The 18,949-nt window shown below is 70.8% G+C and carries 18 protein-coding genes; 7 read left to right on the top strand and 11 right to left on the bottom strand.

The features are described 5' to 3' along the window. Positions 1-25 precede the first annotated feature (25 nt). From AC6JA9_RS28350 to AC6JA9_RS28315, 8 genes are all read right to left on the bottom strand, one after another. The gene (locus AC6JA9_RS28350; protein ID WP_408891715.1) at positions 26-544 is read right to left on the bottom strand and encodes a helix-turn-helix domain-containing protein; all 519 of its coding nucleotides are present in this window, start codon (positions 542-544) and stop codon (positions 26-28) included. A gap of 137 nt (positions 545-681) precedes the next feature. After that, positions 682-1,368 carry a phosphate signaling complex protein PhoU gene (phoU, locus tag AC6JA9_RS28345; RefSeq protein WP_223785695.1) on the bottom strand — a complete coding sequence of 229 codons (687 nt, stop codon included), beginning with the start codon at positions 1,366-1,368 and terminating at the stop codon, positions 682-684. A gap of 23 nt (positions 1,369-1,391) precedes the next feature. After that, complete coding sequence (gene pstB, locus AC6JA9_RS28340; protein ID WP_218035661.1) at positions 1,392-2,135, bottom strand: phosphate ABC transporter ATP-binding protein PstB; 744 nt, start codon at positions 2,133-2,135, stop codon at positions 1,392-1,394. Between the two features lie 48 nt (positions 2,136-2,183). Further along, positions 2,184-3,095: a phosphate ABC transporter permease PstA gene (pstA, locus tag AC6JA9_RS28335; RefSeq protein WP_223745788.1), complete on the bottom strand. Its 912-nt coding sequence runs from the start codon at positions 3,093-3,095 to the stop codon at positions 2,184-2,186. Further along, positions 3,092-4,099, bottom strand: coding sequence for a phosphate ABC transporter permease subunit PstC (gene pstC / locus AC6JA9_RS28330; protein ID WP_426745766.1), 1,008 nt, complete (start codon positions 4,097-4,099; stop codon positions 3,092-3,094). Before pstC ends, pstA begins: the two co-directional genes overlap by 4 nt. Before the next feature lie 42 nt (positions 4,100-4,141). Beyond that, complete coding sequence (locus AC6JA9_RS28325) at positions 4,142-4,963, bottom strand: phosphate ABC transporter substrate-binding protein (protein WP_426745767.1); 822 nt, start codon at positions 4,961-4,963, stop codon at positions 4,142-4,144. A gap of 49 nt (positions 4,964-5,012) precedes the next feature. Further along, positions 5,013-6,281, bottom strand: a complete 1,269-nt coding sequence (locus AC6JA9_RS28320) for a porin (protein ID WP_483578292.1) — start codon at positions 6,279-6,281, stop codon at positions 5,013-5,015. 90 nt (positions 6,282-6,371) lie between these two features. Beyond that, positions 6,372-7,064 (bottom strand): response regulator, encoded by a 693-nt coding sequence (locus tag AC6JA9_RS28315; protein WP_267700310.1) that lies wholly within the window; start codon positions 7,062-7,064, stop codon positions 6,372-6,374. Between the two features lie 585 nt (positions 7,065-7,649). Between AC6JA9_RS28315 and AC6JA9_RS28310 the strand changes: the two genes are divergently transcribed. The 7 genes from AC6JA9_RS28310 to AC6JA9_RS28280 all read left to right on the top strand — a co-directional run bounded on the left by AC6JA9_RS28310 (position 7,650) and on the right by AC6JA9_RS28280 (position 16,050). Next, a complete protein-coding gene (locus tag AC6JA9_RS28310; RefSeq protein ID WP_497958124.1) occupies positions 7,650-9,047 on the top strand; it encodes a hydroxymethylglutaryl-CoA reductase, degradative in 1,398 nt (465 codons plus the stop codon). A 74-nt stretch (positions 9,048-9,121) separates the two neighbouring features. Then, positions 9,122-10,798 carry a sensor histidine kinase gene (locus tag AC6JA9_RS28305; protein WP_223785675.1) on the top strand — a complete coding sequence of 559 codons (1,677 nt, stop codon included), beginning with the start codon at positions 9,122-9,124 and terminating at the stop codon, positions 10,796-10,798. Continuing rightward, entirely contained in the window at positions 10,795-12,138 is a 1,344-nt protein-coding gene (locus AC6JA9_RS28300) for a sigma-54-dependent transcriptional regulator (RefSeq protein ID WP_141332964.1), read from the top strand. Before AC6JA9_RS28305 ends, AC6JA9_RS28300 begins: the two co-directional genes overlap by 4 nt. 230 nt (positions 12,139-12,368) lie before the next feature. Continuing rightward, positions 12,369-13,913 carry a SulP family inorganic anion transporter gene (locus tag AC6JA9_RS28295; RefSeq protein WP_223745795.1) on the top strand — a complete coding sequence of 515 codons (1,545 nt, stop codon included), beginning with the start codon at positions 12,369-12,371 and terminating at the stop codon, positions 13,911-13,913. Beyond that, complete coding sequence (locus tag AC6JA9_RS28290) at positions 13,910-14,659, top strand: carbonic anhydrase (RefSeq protein WP_223745796.1); 750 nt, start codon at positions 13,910-13,912, stop codon at positions 14,657-14,659. The genes AC6JA9_RS28295 and AC6JA9_RS28290 overlap by 4 nt, the downstream gene beginning before the upstream one ends. 99 nt (positions 14,660-14,758) lie before the next feature. Further along, positions 14,759-15,604, top strand: coding sequence for a sulfite exporter TauE/SafE family protein (locus AC6JA9_RS28285; RefSeq protein WP_046714866.1), 846 nt, complete (start codon positions 14,759-14,761; stop codon positions 15,602-15,604). Further along, positions 15,601-16,050, top strand: coding sequence for a DUF1634 domain-containing protein (locus AC6JA9_RS28280; RefSeq protein WP_408889857.1), 450 nt, complete (start codon positions 15,601-15,603; stop codon positions 16,048-16,050). Before AC6JA9_RS28285 ends, AC6JA9_RS28280 begins: the two co-directional genes overlap by 4 nt. A 2-nt stretch (positions 16,051-16,052) precedes the next feature. Here AC6JA9_RS28280 and AC6JA9_RS28275 read toward each other — a convergent pair whose 3' ends face one another. From AC6JA9_RS28275 to AC6JA9_RS28265, 3 genes are read right to left on the bottom strand one after another with little or no spacing between them, the layout of a single operon-like run. Beyond that, complete coding sequence (locus AC6JA9_RS28275) at positions 16,053-16,556, bottom strand: SixA phosphatase family protein (protein ID WP_223785673.1); 504 nt, start codon at positions 16,554-16,556, stop codon at positions 16,053-16,055. A 60-nt stretch (positions 16,557-16,616) separates the two neighbouring features. After that, positions 16,617-17,561 carry a metallophosphoesterase family protein gene (locus tag AC6JA9_RS28270; protein WP_223785672.1) on the bottom strand — a complete coding sequence of 315 codons (945 nt, stop codon included), beginning with the start codon at positions 17,559-17,561 and terminating at the stop codon, positions 16,617-16,619. 12 nt (positions 17,562-17,573) lie between these two features. Beyond that, on the bottom strand, positions 17,574-18,929 hold the full coding sequence (locus AC6JA9_RS28265) for a sensor histidine kinase (RefSeq protein WP_141327730.1): 1,356 nt from the start codon (positions 18,927-18,929) through the stop codon (positions 17,574-17,576). Positions 18,930-18,949: the final 20 nt, after the last annotated feature.

Below are 18,949 nucleotides of genomic sequence, written 5' to 3'. Positions count from 1 at the left end.
CGGGGGAACAGGCGTTTGAGCCGTTTCAGACGGCGGACAAGGCCCCCTTTTTCTGCCCTGGATGGGGCGCCGCCGTGGCGTACACGTACCGTGGCCGCTTCCACGCCAGGCCCGCCTCGTGCAGCCGGCGGCGCAGTGTACGGGGCGACACCTCGATGCCCTGTCGCTTCAGGTGCGTGCACAGCAGCGGCACCGTCCAGCCGTGGCTCGCCCAGGACTGCTTCTCTGGGCTGCCTCGGACGACTTCGCGCAGGCGCTCGGCCGTCAGGCGCGGCGCATTCCTCGGCCGCCCCTGCCGCGGGGCATCTCGCAGCGCTTCGGGGTCACGCTGCGCCAGATAGCGCTCCAGCCAGAAGTAGACGGCTGGCCGACTCAGGGCTGCCAGATGCGCAGCCTCGCCCGGGCCTTTGCCCTCTGCGAGGAGTCTCACTGCCAGTAGTCGACGGAAGTGGCGGGCGTCGCGCACGCTTCGCAGCGCATGCTCCAGCTTCCGCCTGTCCTCTGCTGTCAGCCCCAGTTCGGCAGGGCTCCTTGCCGGTCGCATGGTCCAGAAAATGCGCATGCGACCGGCATTTGTCTCGGAACTTCCGGCGACCTACTTAGGGGGCCCGCGCGTCAGGAGTGGGGAGCGCCCGGGGCGCCCCGGGCAATTCCACGTGACGGCGCGGTGAAGCCGTCCGGCTAGTCGCCCAGGTTGCGGCTGCGCGGATGGCGGATGTCCTTGCCCCGCACCATGTAGACGACCATCTCCGCCACGTTCAGCGCGTGGTCGCCGATGCGCTCCAGGTGCTTGGCGATGAACATCAGCGCGGTGGCCCGCCGGATGTTGCGCGAGTCCTCCATCATGTACGCCAGCAGCTCGTTGAAGATCTTGAGGAACAGCGCATCCAGCAGGTCATCCCCCTGGAGCACCTCCTCCGCCTTCGCCACGTCGTTGGACACGAAGGCATCCAGGGAGCGCTTCACCTGCTGCTGGGCCAGCTCCGCCAGCTTGGGCGTGTCGACGTAGGGCGCCAGCGGAGGGACCTGGTTCAGGTCCATGGAGCGCTCGGCGATGTTGACGGCGAGGTCGCCGATGCGCTCCAGGTCGGTGACGATCTTCAAGGCCGTGGTGATGAGGCGCAGGTCACTGGCGGCCGGCTGGCGCAGCGCGAGGATTCGCCGGCACAGCTCGTCGATCTCCACCTCCAGCCGGTTGACGTCCTTGTCGGCCGCGACGACCTTCTCCGCCAGGGCGCTGTCGCGGTCCGTGAGGGCGCGCATGCTCTGGACGATGAGGCCCTCCACCTTGGCCCCCATCGCGAGGAGCTTCTCGCGCAAGTCCCTCAGGTCCTGCTCGAACGCCTTGTCCGTGTGGGTCAACGGCATCTGCGACAATCCCTTCTCTGCGCTCACCCGAACTTCCCGGTGACGTAGTCCTCGGTGCGCTTCTCGCGCGGGTTGGTGAAGATCTGCTCGGTGGGCCCGCACTCCACCAGCTCACCCATGTAGAAGAAAGCAGTCCTGTCGCTCACGCGGGCGGCCTGCTGCATGTTGTGGGTGACGATGGCGATGGTGTACGTCGCCTTCAGCTCGTGGATGAGCTCTTCGATCTTGGCCGTGGCGATGGGGTCCAGCGCGCTCGCCGGCTCGTCCATGAGCAGCACCTGGGGCTCCACCGCCATCGCGCGGGCGATGCACAGCCGCTGCTGCTGGCCGCCGGACAGGCCCAGGGCGCTCTCGTGCAGCCGGTCCTTCACCTCGTCCCACAGGGCCGCGCCGCGCAGGGACTTCTCCACGCGCTGGGCCAGGGCCGCCTTGTCCTTCATCCCGCCCACGCGCAGGCCGTAGGCGACGTTCTCGAAGATGCTCTTGGGGAACGGGTTGGACTTCTGGAAGACCATGCCCACGCGGCGGCGCAGGTCCACCACGTCCACGCTCCGGTCGTGGATGTCCGTGTCGTCCAGCAGGATGGTGCCGGTGTGGTTGGCGCCCGGAATCAGGTCATTCATCCGGTTGAGCGAGCGCAGAAAGGTGGACTTGCCGCAGCCGGACGGGCCGATGAGGGCGGTGACGCGCCGGTCCTGGATGGCCAGGGAGACCTTCTTGATGGCCTCCTTGGCGCCGTACCGGAGCGTCAGCTCGCGGGCCTCCATCTTCGGGCGGGGAGCGTTGGGCGTGAGGGACATGGAGGGCGTGTACCGTCAGTGGGCGCCCGCGGCCTTGCGGCGCGTGCGGGTCCGGATGATGACCGCGACCAGGTTGAGGGCGAACGTGAGCAGCAGCAGCACCAGCACCGTCGCGTAGAGCAGGGGACGGGTGGCCTCCACGTCCGGCGACTGCGTGGCCATCACGTACGTGTGGTAGCCCAGGTGCATGAACTGCGAGTTGAGGTGCGAGGGCAGGTCCGGCAGGAAGTAGGCCGCGCCCGTGAAGAGGATGGGCGCCACCTCGCCCGCGCCGCGGGAGATGGCCAGCACCGCGCCGGTGAGGATGCCCGGCAGCGCGCCCGGCAGCACCACCCGCGCCAGCGTCTGGGACTGGGTGGCGCCCAGGGCGAGGCTCGCGGTGCGGTGGTCCATGGGCACCGCGCGCAGCGCCTCCTCGGTGGAGACGATGACCACGGGCAGCGTGAGCACCGCGAGCGTCAGCGACGCCCAGAGGATGCCGGGCTGGGCCCAGTACATCTCCTCGTGGCCGAGCGCCCGGTCCATGCCCTGGCCCACGAAGAGGATGAAGAAGCCCAGGCCGAACAGGCCGAACACGATGGAGGGCACGCCCGCCAGGTTCACCACCGCCACGCGGACGACGCGGGCGAAGAGTGAGTTCGGGGGTGCGTACTCGTGCAGGTACACCGCGGTGAGCACGCCCACCGGCATCACCGCGAGCGTCATCAGGAGGGTGAGCGCGGCGGTGCCGAAGATGGCGGGGAAGATGCCGCCCGCCATCATCCCGTCCTCGGGCGGCTGGGTGAGGAAGGTCCAGGTGACGCCCCCGGCGCCGTTCTCCACCACGTTGAAGAGGATGATGGCCAGCACCGCGACGATGACGAACGCGGCGAGTCCAGTGAGCGACGTGAGCGCGAGGCCCACGGCGCGGCGGGTGCCGGGCGTCACGCCGCACCTCCGGTGAGCTTCTTCACCACCCGCTTCGTCCATGTGGACGCGAGCAGGTTGAGGACGAAGGTGAACAGGAAGAGCTGCACGCCGATGAAGAACAGCAGCGAGTAGTGCGGGCTGCCCACCACCACCTCGCCCATCTCCGCGGCGATGGTGGCCGACAGGGAGCGCGCCGAGTCCCCCAGGCTCCAGGAGATGACGTCCGCGTTGCCGGAGGCCATGAGGACGATCATCGTCTCACCGATGGCGCGCCCGAAGCCCAGCACGCAGGCGGCGAGGATGCCGGGGGCCGCGGCGGGGAGCACCACCTTCCAGGCCGTCTCCCAGGGCGTGGCCCCGAGCGCGAGCGACGCCTCGCGGTAGCTGCGCGGCACCGCGGTGAGCGCGTCCTCGGACACGGTGAAGATGACCGGGACGATGGCGAGCGCCAGGCCCAGGCCCGCCACCATGGCGTTGAGCGGCCGGTCGAAGGCGAAGACGTCCTTGATGACGGTGGACATCACCATCAGCGCGAAGAAGCCGAGCACGACGGAGGGGATGCCCGCGAGCAGCTCGATGACGGGCTTGAGCAGCTCGCGCAGGCGGCGGGGCGCGAACTCCGCGGCGAACAGCGCGCCGAACACGCCCAGCGGCACCGCGACGAGCATGGAGACCACCGTCGTCTTCAGCGTGCCGACGAACAGCGGAATCATGCTGACCTTGGGAATCTTCGACACCGGCTGCCAGCGGAAGGGCGGGCGGCCGGGCGGGACCTCCTGCGGCAGGAACATCTTCGACAGGCTGGCCTCGTGTCGTGCCTCGGCCTGGGTGAAGAGCGCCAGGGCCTCCTTGGCCACGAAGATGATGATGAGGATGAGCGCCGCGATGCCGGTGAAGGCCATCAGGGTGATGAACCCCGCGATGGCCTTCTCCTTGAGCTGCCGCCGCCGCGCGGCCGGGGACAGTGTGGGCGCGACCAGAGGCTGAGTGAGACCCTGCTCCATGACGGCCTGTCTATCCATGTGGCCTCCAGCCCCGCGTGACATTCGTGTGACGGCCCGGCGTCACTTCACCGGGAAGTAGCCGACCTTCGTCACGACGGCCTGTCCTTCCGGGGACAGCGCGTAGTCGATGAACGCCTTGGCCTCCCCGGCGGGCTTGTTGCGCAGGTAGAAGTACAGGTCGCGCGACAGCGGGTACTTGCCCGTCTTGATGTTCTCCGCCGAGGGGGCGATCTCCTCGTTGCCCTTCTTGATCTTCAGCTCCTTGATGCCCTTGGCGTAGGCGGAGCCGCCGTAGCCGATGCTGTTCTTCTCCTTGGAGACGGCGTTCACCACGGCGGCGGTGCCCGGCAGCGTCTGGGCGGAGGCGGCGTAGTCGTCGCCGTCCAGGACGTGGTCCTTGACGAAGACGTAGGTGCCCGAGGAGTTCTCGCGCGAGTAGATGATGATGGGCGCGTCGGGGCCGCCCACCTGCTTCCAGTTGGTGACATCCCCCACGTAGATGCCGCGCAGCTGCTCCACGGTGAGGGACGTCACGGGGTTGCCCTCGTTGACGTAGAAGGTGACGCCGTCCTTGGCGACGGGAATCTCCTGGCCCGTGGTGTTGTAGCGCGCGCGCAGCTTCTGCTTCTCCGCGTCCTTGATTTCGCGGCTGGACATGGCGATCTCGGTGGTGCCGTTCTGCAGCGCGGCCAGGCCCACGCCGGAGCCTCCGCCGGTGACCTGCACCTTGGTGGCGGGCGTCTTCTTCATGAACTCCTCGGCCCATCGCTGCCCGAGGATGACCATGGTGTCCGAGCCCTTCACGGTGACGTTGCCCGCATGGGCGGAGAGCGGGAGGGCGAGCAGCAGGCCCGCGATGAGTGCGCCAATGAAAGTCTTCATGGTGGTCGGCTCCTTGACGAAGCGTTGTGAGTCGGTGGGAAGGTAGGGCCTAGTAGCGGGCCTGCATCTGAAGCGTGAAGAGGTTGTCGTGCGGGTCCTTCGGGGCGCCGGGCGCGGCCGTCACGGGCATCTCGTAGGCGGCGGTGACCTTGAAGTGCTCGCCGAAGTAGTGGAGGACGGCGATGGCCAGGGTGCCCACCGAGTTGGTGCTGGCCGGGCGTCCGTCCGTCACCGTGTTCTTGCGGCCGTTCTCCGGGTCGAAGAAGTCGTAGCGGACAGCCACCGCGTCCGTCAGGCCGATGTTCTGGACGATGAGCCCGTACCAGCCGCTGGCGGGCACACCCGGCTGTTCAATCTTCACGTCGCCAGAGCTCTTCCAGTACGAGCGCCCGGTGATGTACTCGCCCTTGATGGCCGTGGCCCCGAAGGGCAGCACGTCCAGGTAGAGCTGGGCGTCCAGTGCCAGACGATCCCGCGTGTACGCCTTGCGGTAGGTGTCCGTGGGGCCCTTGGTGATGGTGTGGCCGTACCAGCCGGAGATGCCGCCGGACACCCAGCCCAGGTCGAAGCCTGCGCGGCCGATGGCGTCCTTCTCCTTGTCGTTGTCGGAGCCGACGTAGCCCTGGTTGAAGATGCCGTCGCCGTCGAACACGCCGCCGCTGAAGTGGAGCTTCCCGTCCAGGAAGTTGCCGGCGAACTTCACACCGCGATCCCGCTCGTCGGGCAGGAAGGCGCGCACCACGCGGGTGCGCTCGGGGATCTCGCGGTCGCTGGAGGACTGCACGGCCTCGTAGCCGAAGGGCCACTTCATCTGGCCCAGCGTCAGGCCCAGCTGCTGGTGGGTGCCCGGGATGTAGAGCGTGGCCTCCGCGTCGCGCACGGTGACGCCCGTGGTGGGCACGCCGTCGAACTGCAACATCAGCTGGGACCAGTCCGTGGTGTACGTCGTCTTGAGGCGGCCTCGGCGCACGGTGAAGCGGCTGAAGCCGCCCGAGCCGCTGTCATCCAGGCTCTGCTGGTACTGGTAGCGCCCCTGGACGTAGCCCGAAATCTTCAGCTTCTTGAGCGCGGACAGGTCCACCTTCGTCTCCGCGTTCTGCTCCTCCAGCGCGGCCACCTTCCCCTCGGCGTTCGTCATCCGCTCGTCCAGGTCCGCGTCCGCCGGCGCGCTGTCGGCGGGGGGCGGCTCGGCGGGCGCCTGGGCGTCGGCGGAGGGCACCTGGGGGGCGGACGCCTCGGCCGGCGGTGACGCGGGCTCCTGGGCCAGGGCCGGGCCGGACGCCACGCAGAGGGTGAGGAAGGTGGTGACGAGACGCATCGAGGAGGGTTTCGGGAGGGTCACGAAACTGGCTTCTAGGTAACGTCCGTGGCTGTTTCGGGTCTCTTGTGTGACATCCGTGTCACGAAGTCAGTGGGCCGGGTCGACGATGCGGTAGCCCACCCCGCGCACCGTCTCCAGCAGGGTGCGCGCCGGGCCCAGCTTGTCGCGCAGGCGCATGACGTGGGTGTCGATGGTGCGCGTCTCCAGGGACGAGGACAGGCCCCACACCTCCTCGAGGAGCTGCTCGCGCGTCTGGACCCGGCCCGTGCGCGTCATGAGGTGGCCGAGCAGCCGGAACTCCAGCGCGGTGAGGGGGACCTCCTTGTCCTCCACGTAGAAGCGGTGGGCGGACAGGTCCAGCTTGAGCGCGCCCAGGGCCAGGGGCGCCGTCTCCGCGGTGGTCTGCGGCGTGCCGCCCCGGCGCAGGATGGCCTTGAGGCGGAGGACCAGCTCCCGGACGCTGAAGGGCTTGACGACGTAGTCGTCCGCGCCGACCTCGAAGCCGCGGATGCGGTCCGCCTCCTCGCCCTTGGCGGTGAGCATGACGATGAGGACTTCGCGCGACGGGGACTGGGCGCGCAGCTGCCGGCAGACATCGATGCCGGACATGTCGGGCAGCATCAGGTCCAGCAGCACGAGCTCGGGGGGCTTCTCCCGGGCCGCGACGAGGGCGGCCTCGCCCGTGCCTGCGAGCTGGGTGGAGAAGCCGGAGTCGCGCAGGTTGAAGTCGATGAGCTGGGCGAGATCGGGTTCGTCGTCGACGATGAGGACGTGGGCCATGGCGCCCGGAGTCTGCGCGGCCCGATTTCCATGCACGTGACGCGTTTGCAACGATTGTGTGATGCGGGCGGACGCCAGGGCGGGCGAGCCGCCAGGAATGCGGGCCGGGGCGTCCTGACGAGAATGTGACAATGGCCTGGGACCGAGGGGTCCTTCGTCCGCCGGCCCGACCCCATTACTCAAGACAGGTCCGGTGGGGCCGGAGGTCTTCCTCGCGGCCGTGGCCCGCATGCGCAAGACAGCCCGCACGTGTTTCACGGTGCGGAATCAGCGCGGGCTGCAAGGCTTTGTGAAAGACAGACGGATTGCGTGCGGGCCGGAGTGCGGGCGGGGAGGATGGAGCCCCGGGATAAATGCGGGGCGGTTGCAAATGCTGGATGCAAGGAATCGTCCATGAGACCCGGTCCATCGCTCGGGGGCGGGGTTCCTTGTGCCTGGGTTCAATGTCTCTGTGGGCTGACGAACCGCATGGGGGCGCGGATGTCCGCGGTGCGACAATGGTCCCCGGGGGGTGGTGATGTGTCATATTGCTCGTGGGTTGCGCGTGACTCATTTGAGAGGGATTGTCATGGTGTGAGGTGATTGATGACGGATGAGTTTCTGGATACGCAGGGCGTTCGTGGTGACAGGTCCACCCAGTCCGTATTCGCGGGCTTCCAGCGGTTGTCGCTGGAGGAGCGTCGCGAGCGGGTGGGGGTGGAGCTGGGGTTGGACGCGGAGGCGTTGAGCGGGCTCACCGGGGAGCAGGGCCCCCGGATGCAGACGACCTTGTCGGCGGTGGAGAGCGCGGTGGGGCTGTTCAGCCTGCCCCTGGGCCTGGGGCTCCACCTGAAGGTCAACGGGCGCGCCTACGCGGTGCCCATGGTGGTGGAGGAGCCGTCGGTCATCACGGCCGCCTCCTTCGCGGCGAAGCTGGTGGGAGAGGCGGGTGGGTTCCTCGCGGAGGCGGACCCGTCGCTGATGCTCGGTCAGATCCAGGTCACCCGCTTCGGGCCGCCCAGCTTCGCCATGGCGCGCGTCCTGGAGGCGCGCACGGAGCTGCTCGCGCTGGCCAACAGCCTGCATCCCCAGCTGGCGGAGGAAGGCGGAGGGGCGCGGGAGGTGGAGGTGCGGCTGTTGCCCTCGCCGGAGCCCGGGATGGATCCGCTGCTCGTGGTGCACGTGCACGTCGATACGCGGGAGTCGCAGGGCGCGCTCGTGGTGGACTCGATGATGGAGACGCTCGCGCCGCGCATCGAGCAGCTCACCGGGGGCAAGGTGTACGTGCGCGCCCTGACGCACCTGTCGGCCCAGTGCCTGGCTCGCGCGCGCTGTTCCATCCCCGAGCGGACACTGGGGGACTTCGGGTTGTCCGGCACCGAGGTGGCGGAGGGCGTGGTCCAGGCCAGCCGCTTCGCCCAGGCGGACCCGTACCGGGCGGCCGCGCACAACAAGGGCATCATGAACGGCATCGACGCGCTCGCGCTCGCCACGGGGCAGGACTGGCGCGCCATCGAGGCGGGCGCGCACGCGTTCGCGGCCCTCCGGGGGCGCTACGGTCCGCTGTCGGTGTGGCGCAGGGAGGCCGGCAACCTGGTGGGCGAGCTCCAGCTGCCGCTGGCGCTGGGCACCGTGGGCGGCACCCTCCAGTCGCACCCCGGCGTCCAGTCGGCGCTCACCCTGCTGGGGCGGCCCAATGCGCGGGAGCTGGCGTGCATCTTCGTCTCGGTGGGGCTGGCGCAGAACCTGGCGGCGCTGCGCGAGCTGGGCGCGGCGGGCGTGCAGCGGGGCCACATGGCGGTGCATGCGCGCACCGTGGCCTCGAGCGTGGGCGCGCCGCCCGAGTGGGTGGAGGCCATCGCCGCGCTGCTCGTGCAGGAGGGCGAGGTGAAGCCGGACCGGGCGCGTCAGGTGTTGGACAGGATGCGCGGCGGAGGGGAGGCGGCCAGCCTGGCGCCGCCGCCACCCACGGGGGACCTGCGGCGTCGCGAGGACCTGGAGTGAGCGCGGGCTGACGCCCGCGCGTTGTCGGTTCCCCAGGCGCGGGGGCTGTGCCACAACGGCGGGGCGAGCACGCCATGACCCCGCCCGAACCGCCTCCCGCGCCACCCTCCACCGCGCCCCTGCGCCACCTGCCGGTGCCCACGCTGACGCCCACGCCGGGGCAGCTGGCGCAGGAGCAGCGGCGGGGGGGCCGCTCGGCGCTCCTGGGGCTGGGCCTGGTGGGCGTGGTGGCGCTGACGAGCCCCGTCCTCGGCTACCTCGAGGATGTGGACAACGCGCGGGAGGAGCTGCTCGGCCACCTGTCCAACCAGGCCCGGGTGCAGGCGGACGCGCTGGGGGTCCACCTGCTGCTGCTGGAGGCGGAGCTGGCGCGCGTCGCGGGCCATCCCATGCTGCTGCCCGAGGACGGCGCGTCCCCGGCGGAGCAGGCGCTGCTCGACAGCGCCTTCTACCACTCGTCGCTCTTCTCGGAGGGCGTGGCGCTGCTGGGCCCCAAGGGGGAGCGCGTGTGGAGCGACCCGCCCGGCATGTCCCTGGGCGCGACACCCATCACCCGCAGGCCCTGGTTCCAGCGCATGGTGGAGAGGAAGGCGCCCACCATCGACCTGCTGGAGGGCGAGGGCGGCCCGCTGGTGGTGGCGGTGCCCATGATGAGCGAAGGCCAGCTCAAGGGGGTGCTGCTCGGCGAGGTGCGCACGGAGGCTTTGCCCACGCGCGCCACGGAGGAGACGGCGCTGTTCCTGATGGACGCGCGCGGGCGGCTGCTGCTGCCGTCGGCGACCTTCAGCCACGCGGAGGACTTCTCGCAGTCGCTGCGCGCCCTGGCGAAGGCGCCCGGGCCGCTGATGCTGGAGGGCACCCGGCTGATGGGGGCCGCGGCGTGGGTGGGACGCAGCGAGCTGCTCTTGGTGGTGCTCGAGGAGGAGCAGTCCGCCACCGCGGGCCTGCGCTCGCGCTTCCTGCGCCAGCTCGCCTTCCACATCGCGCTGCTCACCTGCACGCTGGGCCTGTTCCTCGTCCTGCTGCGTCACTCCTACCGCTCGCTGCTCGCGGCGGAGGAGCGGCTGCGTCGTCAGGAGACCATGGCGGCGCTGGGCACGGCGGCCGCGCTCATCGCCCACGAGGTGAAGAACGCGCTCAACGGAATCCAGGCGGCGCTGTCGGTCTTGAGGACCACGCCCGCGGGCAGCGAGCTGCCCGTCATCGGCCTGCGCTCGCAGGTGGAGCGGCTGGGGCACCTGGCGCGCTCGCTCTTGTCGTTCGGCGCGCCGCGTGCCGCGCTGCGCCGCAGCTGCGAGCTGCATCTGTTGGTGGGCGAGGCGCTGCAGTCGGTGCGCATGCTGCCGGAGTCGGAGACGGTGGAGCTGCGCACGTCGCTGGAGGAGCATCTCACGGTGCAGGGGGACGCGGCGCTGCTGGTGTCCGCCGTGGACAACCTGGTGCGCAACGCGGTGGAGGCGGGCGCGGTGGCGAAGGACACGGGCCTGCGCCCCTCGCCGTGGGTGTCGGTGAGCCTGTCGCGCGAGGGCCCGGAGGCGGTGCTGGTGGTGGAGGACAACGCGGGCGGGGTGGACCCCCGGCTGGAGCCCCGGCTGTGGGAGCCCTTCGCCACCGGACGGGCCAAGGGCGTGGGCCTGGGGTTGCCCATGGCGCGCACGTCCGTGGAGGCACATGGTGGAAGCCTGACCTATACCCGCCGTCCACAGGGCAGCCTCTTCACGCTGCGGTTGCCCCTGGAGCGCACCTCATGAGCACCCATCTGTTGCTGGTGGATGACGACCGGACCTTCGCCTCGCTGGCGGCCACCGTGCTGCGTCACGAGGGCTTCCGCGTGACGCTGGCGCACTCGCTCCATGACGCGCGCGCGGCGCTCGCCCGGCAGGCCCCCGAGGTGGTGGTGCTCGACAGGCGCCTGCCGGACGGGGACGGCATCGACTTCCTGCCGGAGCTGCGCGCGCAGTTCCCGGACACGGCGGTGATGATGGTGACGGCGCACGGCGACATCGCCAGCGCGGTGGACGCCATCAAGCAGGGCGCGCGCGACTACCTGTCCAAGCCCGTGGAGCTGGACGACCTGGTGCTGCGCGCGCGCAGGGCCGCGCAGGACCTGCAGCTGCACGAGCGGCTGCGCCAGGCGGAGAGCGAGCTGGGCGGGCGGCGTCGGCTCTTGCGTCCGCGCGCGCCGGCCATGGTGGAGGCGCTGCAGATGATCGAGCGCATCGCCACCGCGCCGCGCAGCCCGGTGCTCATCACCGGCGAGACGGGCGCGGGCAAGGAGGTGCTCGCGCGCCACCTGCACAACGTGCAGGGCGGGCAGGGGCCCTTCGTGCACGTCAACTGCGCGGCGCTGCCGTCGGCGCTGGTGGAGAGCGAGCTGTTCGGCCACGAGCGGGGCGCCTTCACCGACGCGCGCGCGGCGCGGCGCGGGCTGGTGGAGGTGGCCGACGGCGGCATCCTCTTCCTCGACGAGATTGGCGAATTGCCGCTGAGCCTGCAGGCCAAGCTGCTCACGTTCCTGGACCAGGGCGCCTTCCGGCGGCTGGGCGGGACGACGGAGCTGACGAGCAACGCGCGCGTGGTGACGGCCACCAACCGCGACCTCACGCGCGAGGTGGCCGAGGGGCGCTTCCGCGAGGACCTCTACTTCCGGCTCAGCGTCTTCCGCGTGGAGATTCCGCCCCTGCGCGAGCGGCGCGAGGACGTGCTGCCGCTGGCGGAGTCGCTCCTGGTGGAGCTGTGCGCGGAGCTGGGGCGCAGGCCGGTGGACTTCTCCAGCGCGGCGAAGGCCCGCCTGGAGCGCTACCGCTTCCCGGGCAACGTGCGCGAGCTTCGCAACGTGCTCGAGCGCGCGCTGGTGCTCGAGTCCGGCCCCGCGCTGGAGCTCCAGGCGCTGGAGCCCCGCGGCAACCAGGGCCCCGCCGCGGTGGACCCGGACGCCTTCGTCGTCTCCGGCGGCCCCCGCACGCTCGACGAGGTGGAGCGGCTCTACGTGAAGCACGTGCTGGGCAGGCTGGAGGGCCGCCGCATGGAGGCCGCCAAGGCCCTGGGCCTGTCGTATCCCACCTTCCTGCGCAAGCTCGAGGAGTCCTGAGCCGCCGTCCCACGGCGGCCGCCCGGGGCAGGGGACTTCAAGTTCCTTGCTCAAGTTTCTTGAAGTCGGCCCCCGGCCACTGAAGTTTCCTTTCATCGCCCGCCCACCCTTGATGGGGGATTCGCATGTGAATCCAAGGGGTTGGGGCGTGGCACATTCATTGCCATGACGCGCCGCGAGACTCAGCGTGCGCCACCCCCGGTGGCGTCTTCTCGTGGAGGTGTATGGCGATGTCGACGAGTCATGGGAACGCTGGCTCGGCCTGGAAGAACCTGGCCGCTGACCTGCCCGCTTCCTTGGTGGTGTTCCTGGTGGCGTTGCCGTTGTGCATGGGCATCGCCCTGGCCTCCGGTGCGCCGATCGTGTCGGGCCTCATCGCCGGCGTGGTGGGCGGCGTGGTGGTGGGCCTCTTGGGCGGCGCGCCGATGCAGGTGAGCGGCCCCGCCGCCGGCCTGGCGGTGATGGTGTTCGGCTTCATCCAGACCATGGGCCTGGCGATGACGTGCGCCGCGGTGGCCGCCGCGGGCCTGCTGCAGATGGCCTTTGGTGGGCTGAAGGTGGCGCGCGCGGCGCTGGCCATCTCCCCCGCGGTGATTCACGGGATGCTGGCCGGTATCGGCATCCTCATCGTGCTGGGGCAGATCCACATCGTGCTGGGCGGCAGTCCCCAGTCGAGCGCCTGGCAGAACATCAAGGAGCTGCCCGAGCAGCTCATCGGGCTGCACGGCCCGGCCGCGCTGCTGGGCCTGGTCACCATCGGGTTGATGGTGGTGTGGCCGTTCATCGGCAAGGGCAAGCTGAAGCTGGTGCCCGCGCCGCTGGTGGCGGTGGTGGGCGCGACGGCGGTCTCGGTGTTCTGGGGCGCGGACGTGGCGCGCGTGCAGCTGCCGGAGAACGTGTTCAGCAGCATCCAGCTGCCGGCGCTGCCCGCGGCGGGAAGCTGGGGCACGTTCATCGCGGCGGTGCTGTCGCTGGCGCTGGTGGCGAGCGCGGAGTCGCTCCTGTGCGCGGTGGCCACGGACAAGATGCACACGGGCCCCCGGGCCAACCTGGACAAGGAGCTGTTCGCGCAGGGCGTGGCGAACACGGTGTCGGGTCTCATCGGCGGCCTGCCGATCACCGGCGTCATCGTGCGCAGCGCGGCCAACCTCGCCGCGGGCGCGAAGTCGCGCTGGTCGGCCGTCATGCACGGCCTGTGGCTCCTGCTCTTCGTCACCACGCTCGGCTCGGTGGCGGGCCTGGTGCCGCTGACGGTGCTGGCCGGTCTGCTCGTCGTCGTCGGCACCAAGCTGGTCAACCTGCACCACATCCGCGAGCTGCAGAAGCGCGGCGAGGTGCTCGTGTACGCGGTGACGGTGGCGGGCGTCGTCGGCATCAACCTGCTGGCGGGCATCGGCCTGGGATTGCTGGTGGCCATCCTGCGGTTGTTGTGGCGGCTGGGCAGCGTGAAGGTGGACGTGAAGCAGGTGCAGGACGAGTACCTCGTCCAGGTGTCCGGCTCGCTCACCTTCGTGGGTGTCCCCCGTCTGTCCATGGCGCTGGCGCAGGTGCCCGCGGGGAGCAAGGTCCGCGTGGACCTGGCCGTGGATACGCTGGACCACTCGGGCTTCGAGGCCATCGAAAGCTGGAGTGACACGCATCGCAAGACGGGCGGCTCGGTCGTCATGGAGTCGCTCGAGGAGGTCTGGGTCCGCAGCGGGACGTCCAAGACCTCGAGTCCTGTCCTGGGTCACCAGGTTCCCAACAACACTCTCGCCTCAGAAGGTGCCCGATGAAGAAGCTCATTCGTGGTCTCTTGGACTTCCAGCTCAAGAGCCGGCCCGCCTACCGGGACGTGTTCGCCAGGCTGGCGAAGGGTCAGTCTCCGGATTGTCTCTTCATCTCCTGCTCGGACAGCCGGCTGGTGCCCAACCTCATGGTGTCCACGGACCCCGGCGACCTGTTCGTCGTGCGCAACGTGGGCAACATGGTGCCCGCGTCGGACGCGCAGGGCGTCTCCACGGGCGACCAGTCCGAGGCCGCGGCGCTGGAGTTCTCCATCGCCAACCTGGAGGTCCAGGACGTGGTCATCTGCGGCCACTCGAGCTGCGGCGCCATGAAGGCGCTGCTCGCGGGCGGTCAGGTGCCCGGCGCGCCGAACCTGTCGGCGTGGCTTTCGCACGGCAACGAGTCGCTCAAGACGTTCAAGGCCGGCAGCAAGCTGGGGGAGGACCTTCCGGACTACGACCGCCTCTCGCAGCTCAACGTGCTCCAGCAGTTGGAGCACGTGGCCTCCTACCCGCTCGTGAAGGAGCGCGTGGCGGCGGGCAAGCTGCGGCTGCACGGCTGGTGGTTCGACATCGCCAACGCGCAGGTGCACGTGTGGCGTCCGGCGCATGGCCGCTTCATCCCCATGACGGAGCTGGTGGGGGAGGCGCTCCTGCGCGAGCTGGGCGGCGACGCGCCGACTCCGGCCGCGGTGGTGAACCCGTCGAACGGCGCGGGCGCGGTGCACCTGTCGGCCGTGGCCAGCGGCCACTAGCCGTCTCGTAGCAAGCAGGCGAGGGGCACGGCCCGTTTCGGGCCGTGACTCCTGATTGGAATTCGGGCGGAGGAGAGGAAGGATGCGGCCCGGCGCCGCATGACACCCTTCCTCTTCACGTTCGTCGTCCTGGCCTTCTCCGTGGGCGCGGGCCTCTTGGGCTCCCTGCTGGGGATTGGCGGCGGGCTCATCCTCATCCCCGTGCTGACGCTGCTGTTGAAGGTGGACATCCACTACGCGGTGGGTGCGTCCATCGTCTCCGTCATCGCCACGTCCAGCGGCGCCGCGGCTGCGTACGTGCGCGAGCGGATGGCCAACCTGCGCGTGGCCATGTTCCTGGAATTGGCCACCACGGCGGGCGCGCTCACCGGGGCCTTCCTGTCGGGTCGGGTGGGCGGGCGCGGGGTATACCTGGTCTTCGGCGCCGTCATGGCGTACTCGGCGCTGGTGATGCTGCGCCGGCTGAAGTCGGGCGCGGTGCCCACCGAGGTGCCCGAGGACGCGCTCGCGGACCGGCTGGGGCTGCACGGCAGTTACTTCGACGAGTCGCTGGGGCGCGAGGTGGGCTACCGCGTCACCCGGCCCGTGGCGGGGCTGGGGCTGATGTACGTGGCCGGCACGGTGAGCGGCATGCTGGGCATCGGCTCGGGCGCGCTGAAGGTGCCGGCCATGGACCTGACGATGCGGCTGCCGCTGAAGGTGTCCACGGCGACGAGCAACTTCATGATTGGCGTCACGGCGGCGGCCAGTGCGGGCGTGTACTTCGCGCGAGGCCACATCGACCCGTTCATCGCGGGGCCCGTGTGCGTGGGCGTCACGTTGGGCGCGTGGCTGGGCTCGCGGCACCTGATGGCCCGGGTGAATGCCGCGTGGCTGCGCGCGCTCTTCGTGGGCGTGTTGCTGTGGGTGGCCTTCGAGATGCTGCGCAAGGGGTGGACGTCATGAGCGAGCCTTCGTCGAACGAGCCCCGCGTGGAGGTCCGCGCGGTGGTGGTGCCTCGCGCGGGGGACGCCCCGCTGAGCGCGGAGCTGCTCATCAGTGACCTGCTGCGCTACGGCGTGCTCGCCAGCATGGCGTTGGTGACGCTGGGCACGGTGGTGACGTTCTTGCGCCACCCCGACTACCTGGTGTCGTCGGAGGCGCTGGAGCGGCTCACCGCGCCGCACCCGGTGCCGCATGGGCTGGCGGACGTGGTGGCCGGCGCCCTGGCCGCGCGCGGGCAGTCCTTCGTGATGGCGGGGCTCCTGGTGATGATGGCTGTGCCGGTGATGCGCGTGGCGCTGTCGCTGCTCATCTTCCGGCAGCAGAAGGACAGGCTCTACGTGGCCATCACCACGTGCGTGCTGACGCTGCTGCTGGTGTCCTTCCTGGTGGGCGCGGCGGAGGGCTGACGTCAGCCTTCCGCGTCGTAGCGCTTGAGCGAGCGGCCCGGCGCGGCCCACCACACGAGCTGGTAGCCGCCGTCGTCGGCGAGGGCGCGCAGGGCCACCGCGGTGCCCTTGCGCAGCTTGTCGGGGGCGCGGGTGTCGTCGCCCAGCGCGAGCGCGAGCGCCTTCTCCAGCGAGGGGTTGTGGCCCACCAGCGCGAAGCCCGGGCCCAGCGTGTGGGCGAGCTTCAGGATGCGGCGCGCCGCGCCCTTCCTCGGCAGGAGCGCGGGGTGGACGTCCACCTGGGCCAGGCCCAGGGCCTCGGCGAGCAGCTCCGCCGTCTGGACGGCGCGCACCAGGGGGCTGGTGATGATGCCGCGCAGCGGCGTGAGGCGGGCGAGCTTGCGCGCGTGCTGGCGGAACAGGGCGCGGCCCTCGGGGGTGAGCGCGCGGGCCTCGTCGCCCAGCACGTGGGCCTCCTCGGCTTCGGCGTGGCGGACGAGCAGCAGGGGCAGTTCGCGAGGGGACATGGTGGCCTGCCCTCAACCACCCGGCGCGCCCCGACTCAAGCAACGCCCTGGCGACAAATCTCAGCCGTCCAGGTCGTTCAACACATCCAGCGGCAGCGGCGTCGCGTCCGTGACGGTGCCGTCCATGTCCGTGGGCAGGGAGGTGGGGTCGACCTCCGGGGGCGCCCGGCCCTCCAGCGGCACCGCCGCGTTGCGGATGGGCGCGCCCGGCGGGGGCCGCAGCACGGGGCCCGGAGGCGGCAGGCCGGAGTGGCGGCGCGCGGCCTCCATCAGCGCGTGGTGGTGGCGGTAGCGTGCCTCCACCAGCTTGTGGATGAGCAGCGGCCCGCCCGGCACGCGGCGCGCGGTGAGCGCCTGGGTGGCCTTGCGCACCGGGTAGCGCACGCGGCGGATCTGCACGCGCCAGCCCTTGGGCGTGTACGTGAAGACGCCGTAGGCGGGGCGCAAATCCCCGTCACGGGGGATGCCCGCGCTGGCCACGTCCGCGATGAGCATGCGGCCCACGCGGCGGCGGTAGGGGAAGTGCAGGTGGCCGAAGGCGCACGCGGCCGCGTCCAGGTGGGCGAAGAAGCGGCGCACCGCCACGTCATCCAGCGTGGGGTCCAGCGACTCCTCGAGGTTGCGCGGGTTGGCGTGGCACACGAAGAGGTCCTGCCCCTTGCGCGGCGTGTAGCGCACGGAGAAGGGCAGGGCGCCCAGCTTGCGCAGGTGCTCCTCGCCCAACTGCTCCCGCGTCCAGCGCAACAGCTCCGTCTTCCAGTGGTCCCGCTCCCGGTACGCACCCCCCAGGTAGTTCCCGGCGAGGTAGCAGTCCGTGTTCCCCATCAGCACGGAGTCGCAGCGGTCGAAGATGAGGTCCACCGTCTCGCGAGGGTGCGCGCCGCGCAGCGCCAGGTCTCCGGCCGCGACGATGAAGTCGGGCGCCACCGAGCGCTCGATGTCCTCCAGCACGGCCTCGCAGGCGGGGAGGTTGCCGTGAATGTCCGCGAGGATGGCGACCCGCATGGTCGCGCCATCCTATCCCGTCGCAGACCGCGCGGGGGCCGCCTGGGGCAGAAAAATGGTGAAGGTGCTGCCCTCGTTCGGTTGGCTCTCGACCTTGACCTCGCCGTCCATGGCCTGGAGCAGGTGTTTTACGATGGAGAGCCCCAGCCCCGTGCCGCCCATGTCCCGGCTGCGACCCTTGTCCACCCGGTAGAAGCGCTCGAAGATTCGCGACAGGTGGCGCGGCTCGATGCCCACCCCCGTGTCCCGCACCCGCACCACGCACCGCCCGTCCTCGCACGCTCCGTCCACGTCCACCCGCCCGCCCGCCGGCGTGTACTTCACCGCGTTGTCGAGGAGGTTGAGCAGCACCTGCTCCACCGCGCGCGGGTCTCCCACCGCCCGCAGGCCCGCCGGGACGTGGAGTGAAACCACGTGGCCCTTGCCCTCGGCCTTCAGGCGCACCGTGTCGGCGGCCCGGGCGGCGGCCTCGGCGAGCGAGACTTCCCCGAGTTTCAGGTTCACCTCGCGCGACTCCAGCCGTGACAGCTCCAGCAGGTCCTCCACCAGCTCGGAGAGGCGCTCGGACTGACGGTGGATGATTTCCACCATGCGTGGGGCCATCTTCGCGTCCCCGAGCGCGCCGCCCTGGAGCGTCTCGGCGTAGCCGCGGATGGCGGTGATGGGCGTGCGCAGCTCGTGGGACACGTTGGCGACGAAGTCCTTGCGCACCTTCTCCAGCCGGCGCAGCTCGGTGACGTCGTGGAAGACGGCGGCGCTGCCCGGCAGGTCCTTGCCCAGCGGCGTCACCCGGATGGACAGCGTGCGGGGGAACAGCCCCTCGAGCGACAGCTCCAGGTGACGGGAGGCGCCCTCGCGGCAGGCGCGCATGACGGCGTCATGGAGCTGGTCGTCGCGCAGGATGGCCAGGGGGCGCTGGCCGACGAGGGACGCGCCGGGCTGGAGGATGCCGCGCAGGGCGTCGTTGTGGCGCACCACCGTGCCCTCGGCGTCCGTCACCCAGACGCCCTCGGCCATGCTGTCCAGCACGGCGGTGAGCGTGCGCGTCTCCTGGCTCAGCTCGGTGTTGCGCGCGGACAGGCGCGCGTGCAGCGAGTCGATGGCGCCCTCCAGGCTCGCCACCTCCTCCAGCCGGTCCGGGTCCGGCGTGGGCCCGTTGCCGCCCTCGGCGCGGCCGCGCGTGCTGCGCTCCAGCCGGTCCAGCTGGCGCTGCAGCGCGCCTCGGCTGAGCCCCAGCGCCATGAGCGAGCCGGCCAGGGTGATGAGCGCCACCGGCACCGCGCCGCTCGGCGTCCCGAGCGAGGCCACGAGCAGGCCCACCACCGTGGCGGGCAGGAGCAGGGGGAGCAGCGTGTAGCGCAGGGGCATGGCGCGTGGGGGCTCGTCGG

This window comes from Myxococcus sp. MH1, assembly GCF_059738865.1.
The sequence above is the reverse complement of the archived record's forward strand: the minus strand, read 5'-3'. Positions and strand labels throughout refer to the sequence as shown.

Bases quoted from the DNA above. Each gene is read 5' to 3' on its own strand.
- AC6JA9_RS28295 (WP_223745795.1), top strand. From the start codon at position 12,369: ATGTCGACGAGTCATGGGAACGCTGGCTCGGCCTGGAAGAACCTGGCC.
- AC6JA9_RS28285 (WP_046714866.1), top strand. From the start codon at position 14,759: ATGACACCCTTCCTCTTCACGTTCGTCGTCCTGGCCTTCTCCGTGGGC.
- AC6JA9_RS28275 (WP_223785673.1), bottom strand. From the start codon at position 16,556: ATGTCCCCTCGCGAACTGCCCCTGCTGCTCGTCCGCCACGCCGAAGCC.
- AC6JA9_RS28280 (WP_408889857.1), top strand. From the start codon at position 15,601: ATGAGCGAGCCTTCGTCGAACGAGCCCCGCGTGGAGGTCCGCGCGGTG.
- AC6JA9_RS28320 (WP_483578292.1), bottom strand. From the start codon at position 6,281: ATGCGTCTCGTCACCACCTTCCTCACCCTCTGCGTGGCGTCCGGCCCG.
- pstB (WP_218035661.1), bottom strand. From the start codon at position 2,135: ATGGAGGCCCGCGAGCTGACGCTCCGGTACGGCGCCAAGGAGGCCATC.
- pstC (WP_426745766.1), bottom strand. From the start codon at position 4,099: ATGGATAGACAGGCCGTCATGGAGCAGGGTCTCACTCAGCCTCTGGTC.
- AC6JA9_RS28290 (WP_223745796.1), top strand. From the start codon at position 13,910: ATGAAGAAGCTCATTCGTGGTCTCTTGGACTTCCAGCTCAAGAGCCGG.
- AC6JA9_RS28300 (WP_141332964.1), top strand. From the start codon at position 10,795: ATGAGCACCCATCTGTTGCTGGTGGATGACGACCGGACCTTCGCCTCG.
- AC6JA9_RS28310 (WP_497958124.1), top strand. From the start codon at position 7,650: ATGACGGATGAGTTTCTGGATACGCAGGGCGTTCGTGGTGACAGGTCC.
- AC6JA9_RS28350 (WP_408891715.1), bottom strand. From the start codon at position 544: ATGCGACCGGCAAGGAGCCCTGCCGAACTGGGGCTGACAGCAGAGGAC.
- AC6JA9_RS28305 (WP_223785675.1), top strand. From the start codon at position 9,122: ATGACCCCGCCCGAACCGCCTCCCGCGCCACCCTCCACCGCGCCCCTG.
- AC6JA9_RS28265 (WP_141327730.1), bottom strand. From the start codon at position 18,929: ATGCCCCTGCGCTACACGCTGCTCCCCCTGCTCCTGCCCGCCACGGTG.
- AC6JA9_RS28325 (WP_426745767.1), bottom strand. From the start codon at position 4,963: ATGAAGACTTTCATTGGCGCACTCATCGCGGGCCTGCTGCTCGCCCTC.
- phoU (WP_223785695.1), bottom strand. From the start codon at position 1,368: ATGCCGTTGACCCACACGGACAAGGCGTTCGAGCAGGACCTGAGGGAC.
- AC6JA9_RS28315 (WP_267700310.1), bottom strand. From the start codon at position 7,064: ATGGCCCACGTCCTCATCGTCGACGACGAACCCGATCTCGCCCAGCTC.
- AC6JA9_RS28270 (WP_223785672.1), bottom strand. From the start codon at position 17,561: ATGCGGGTCGCCATCCTCGCGGACATTCACGGCAACCTCCCCGCCTGC.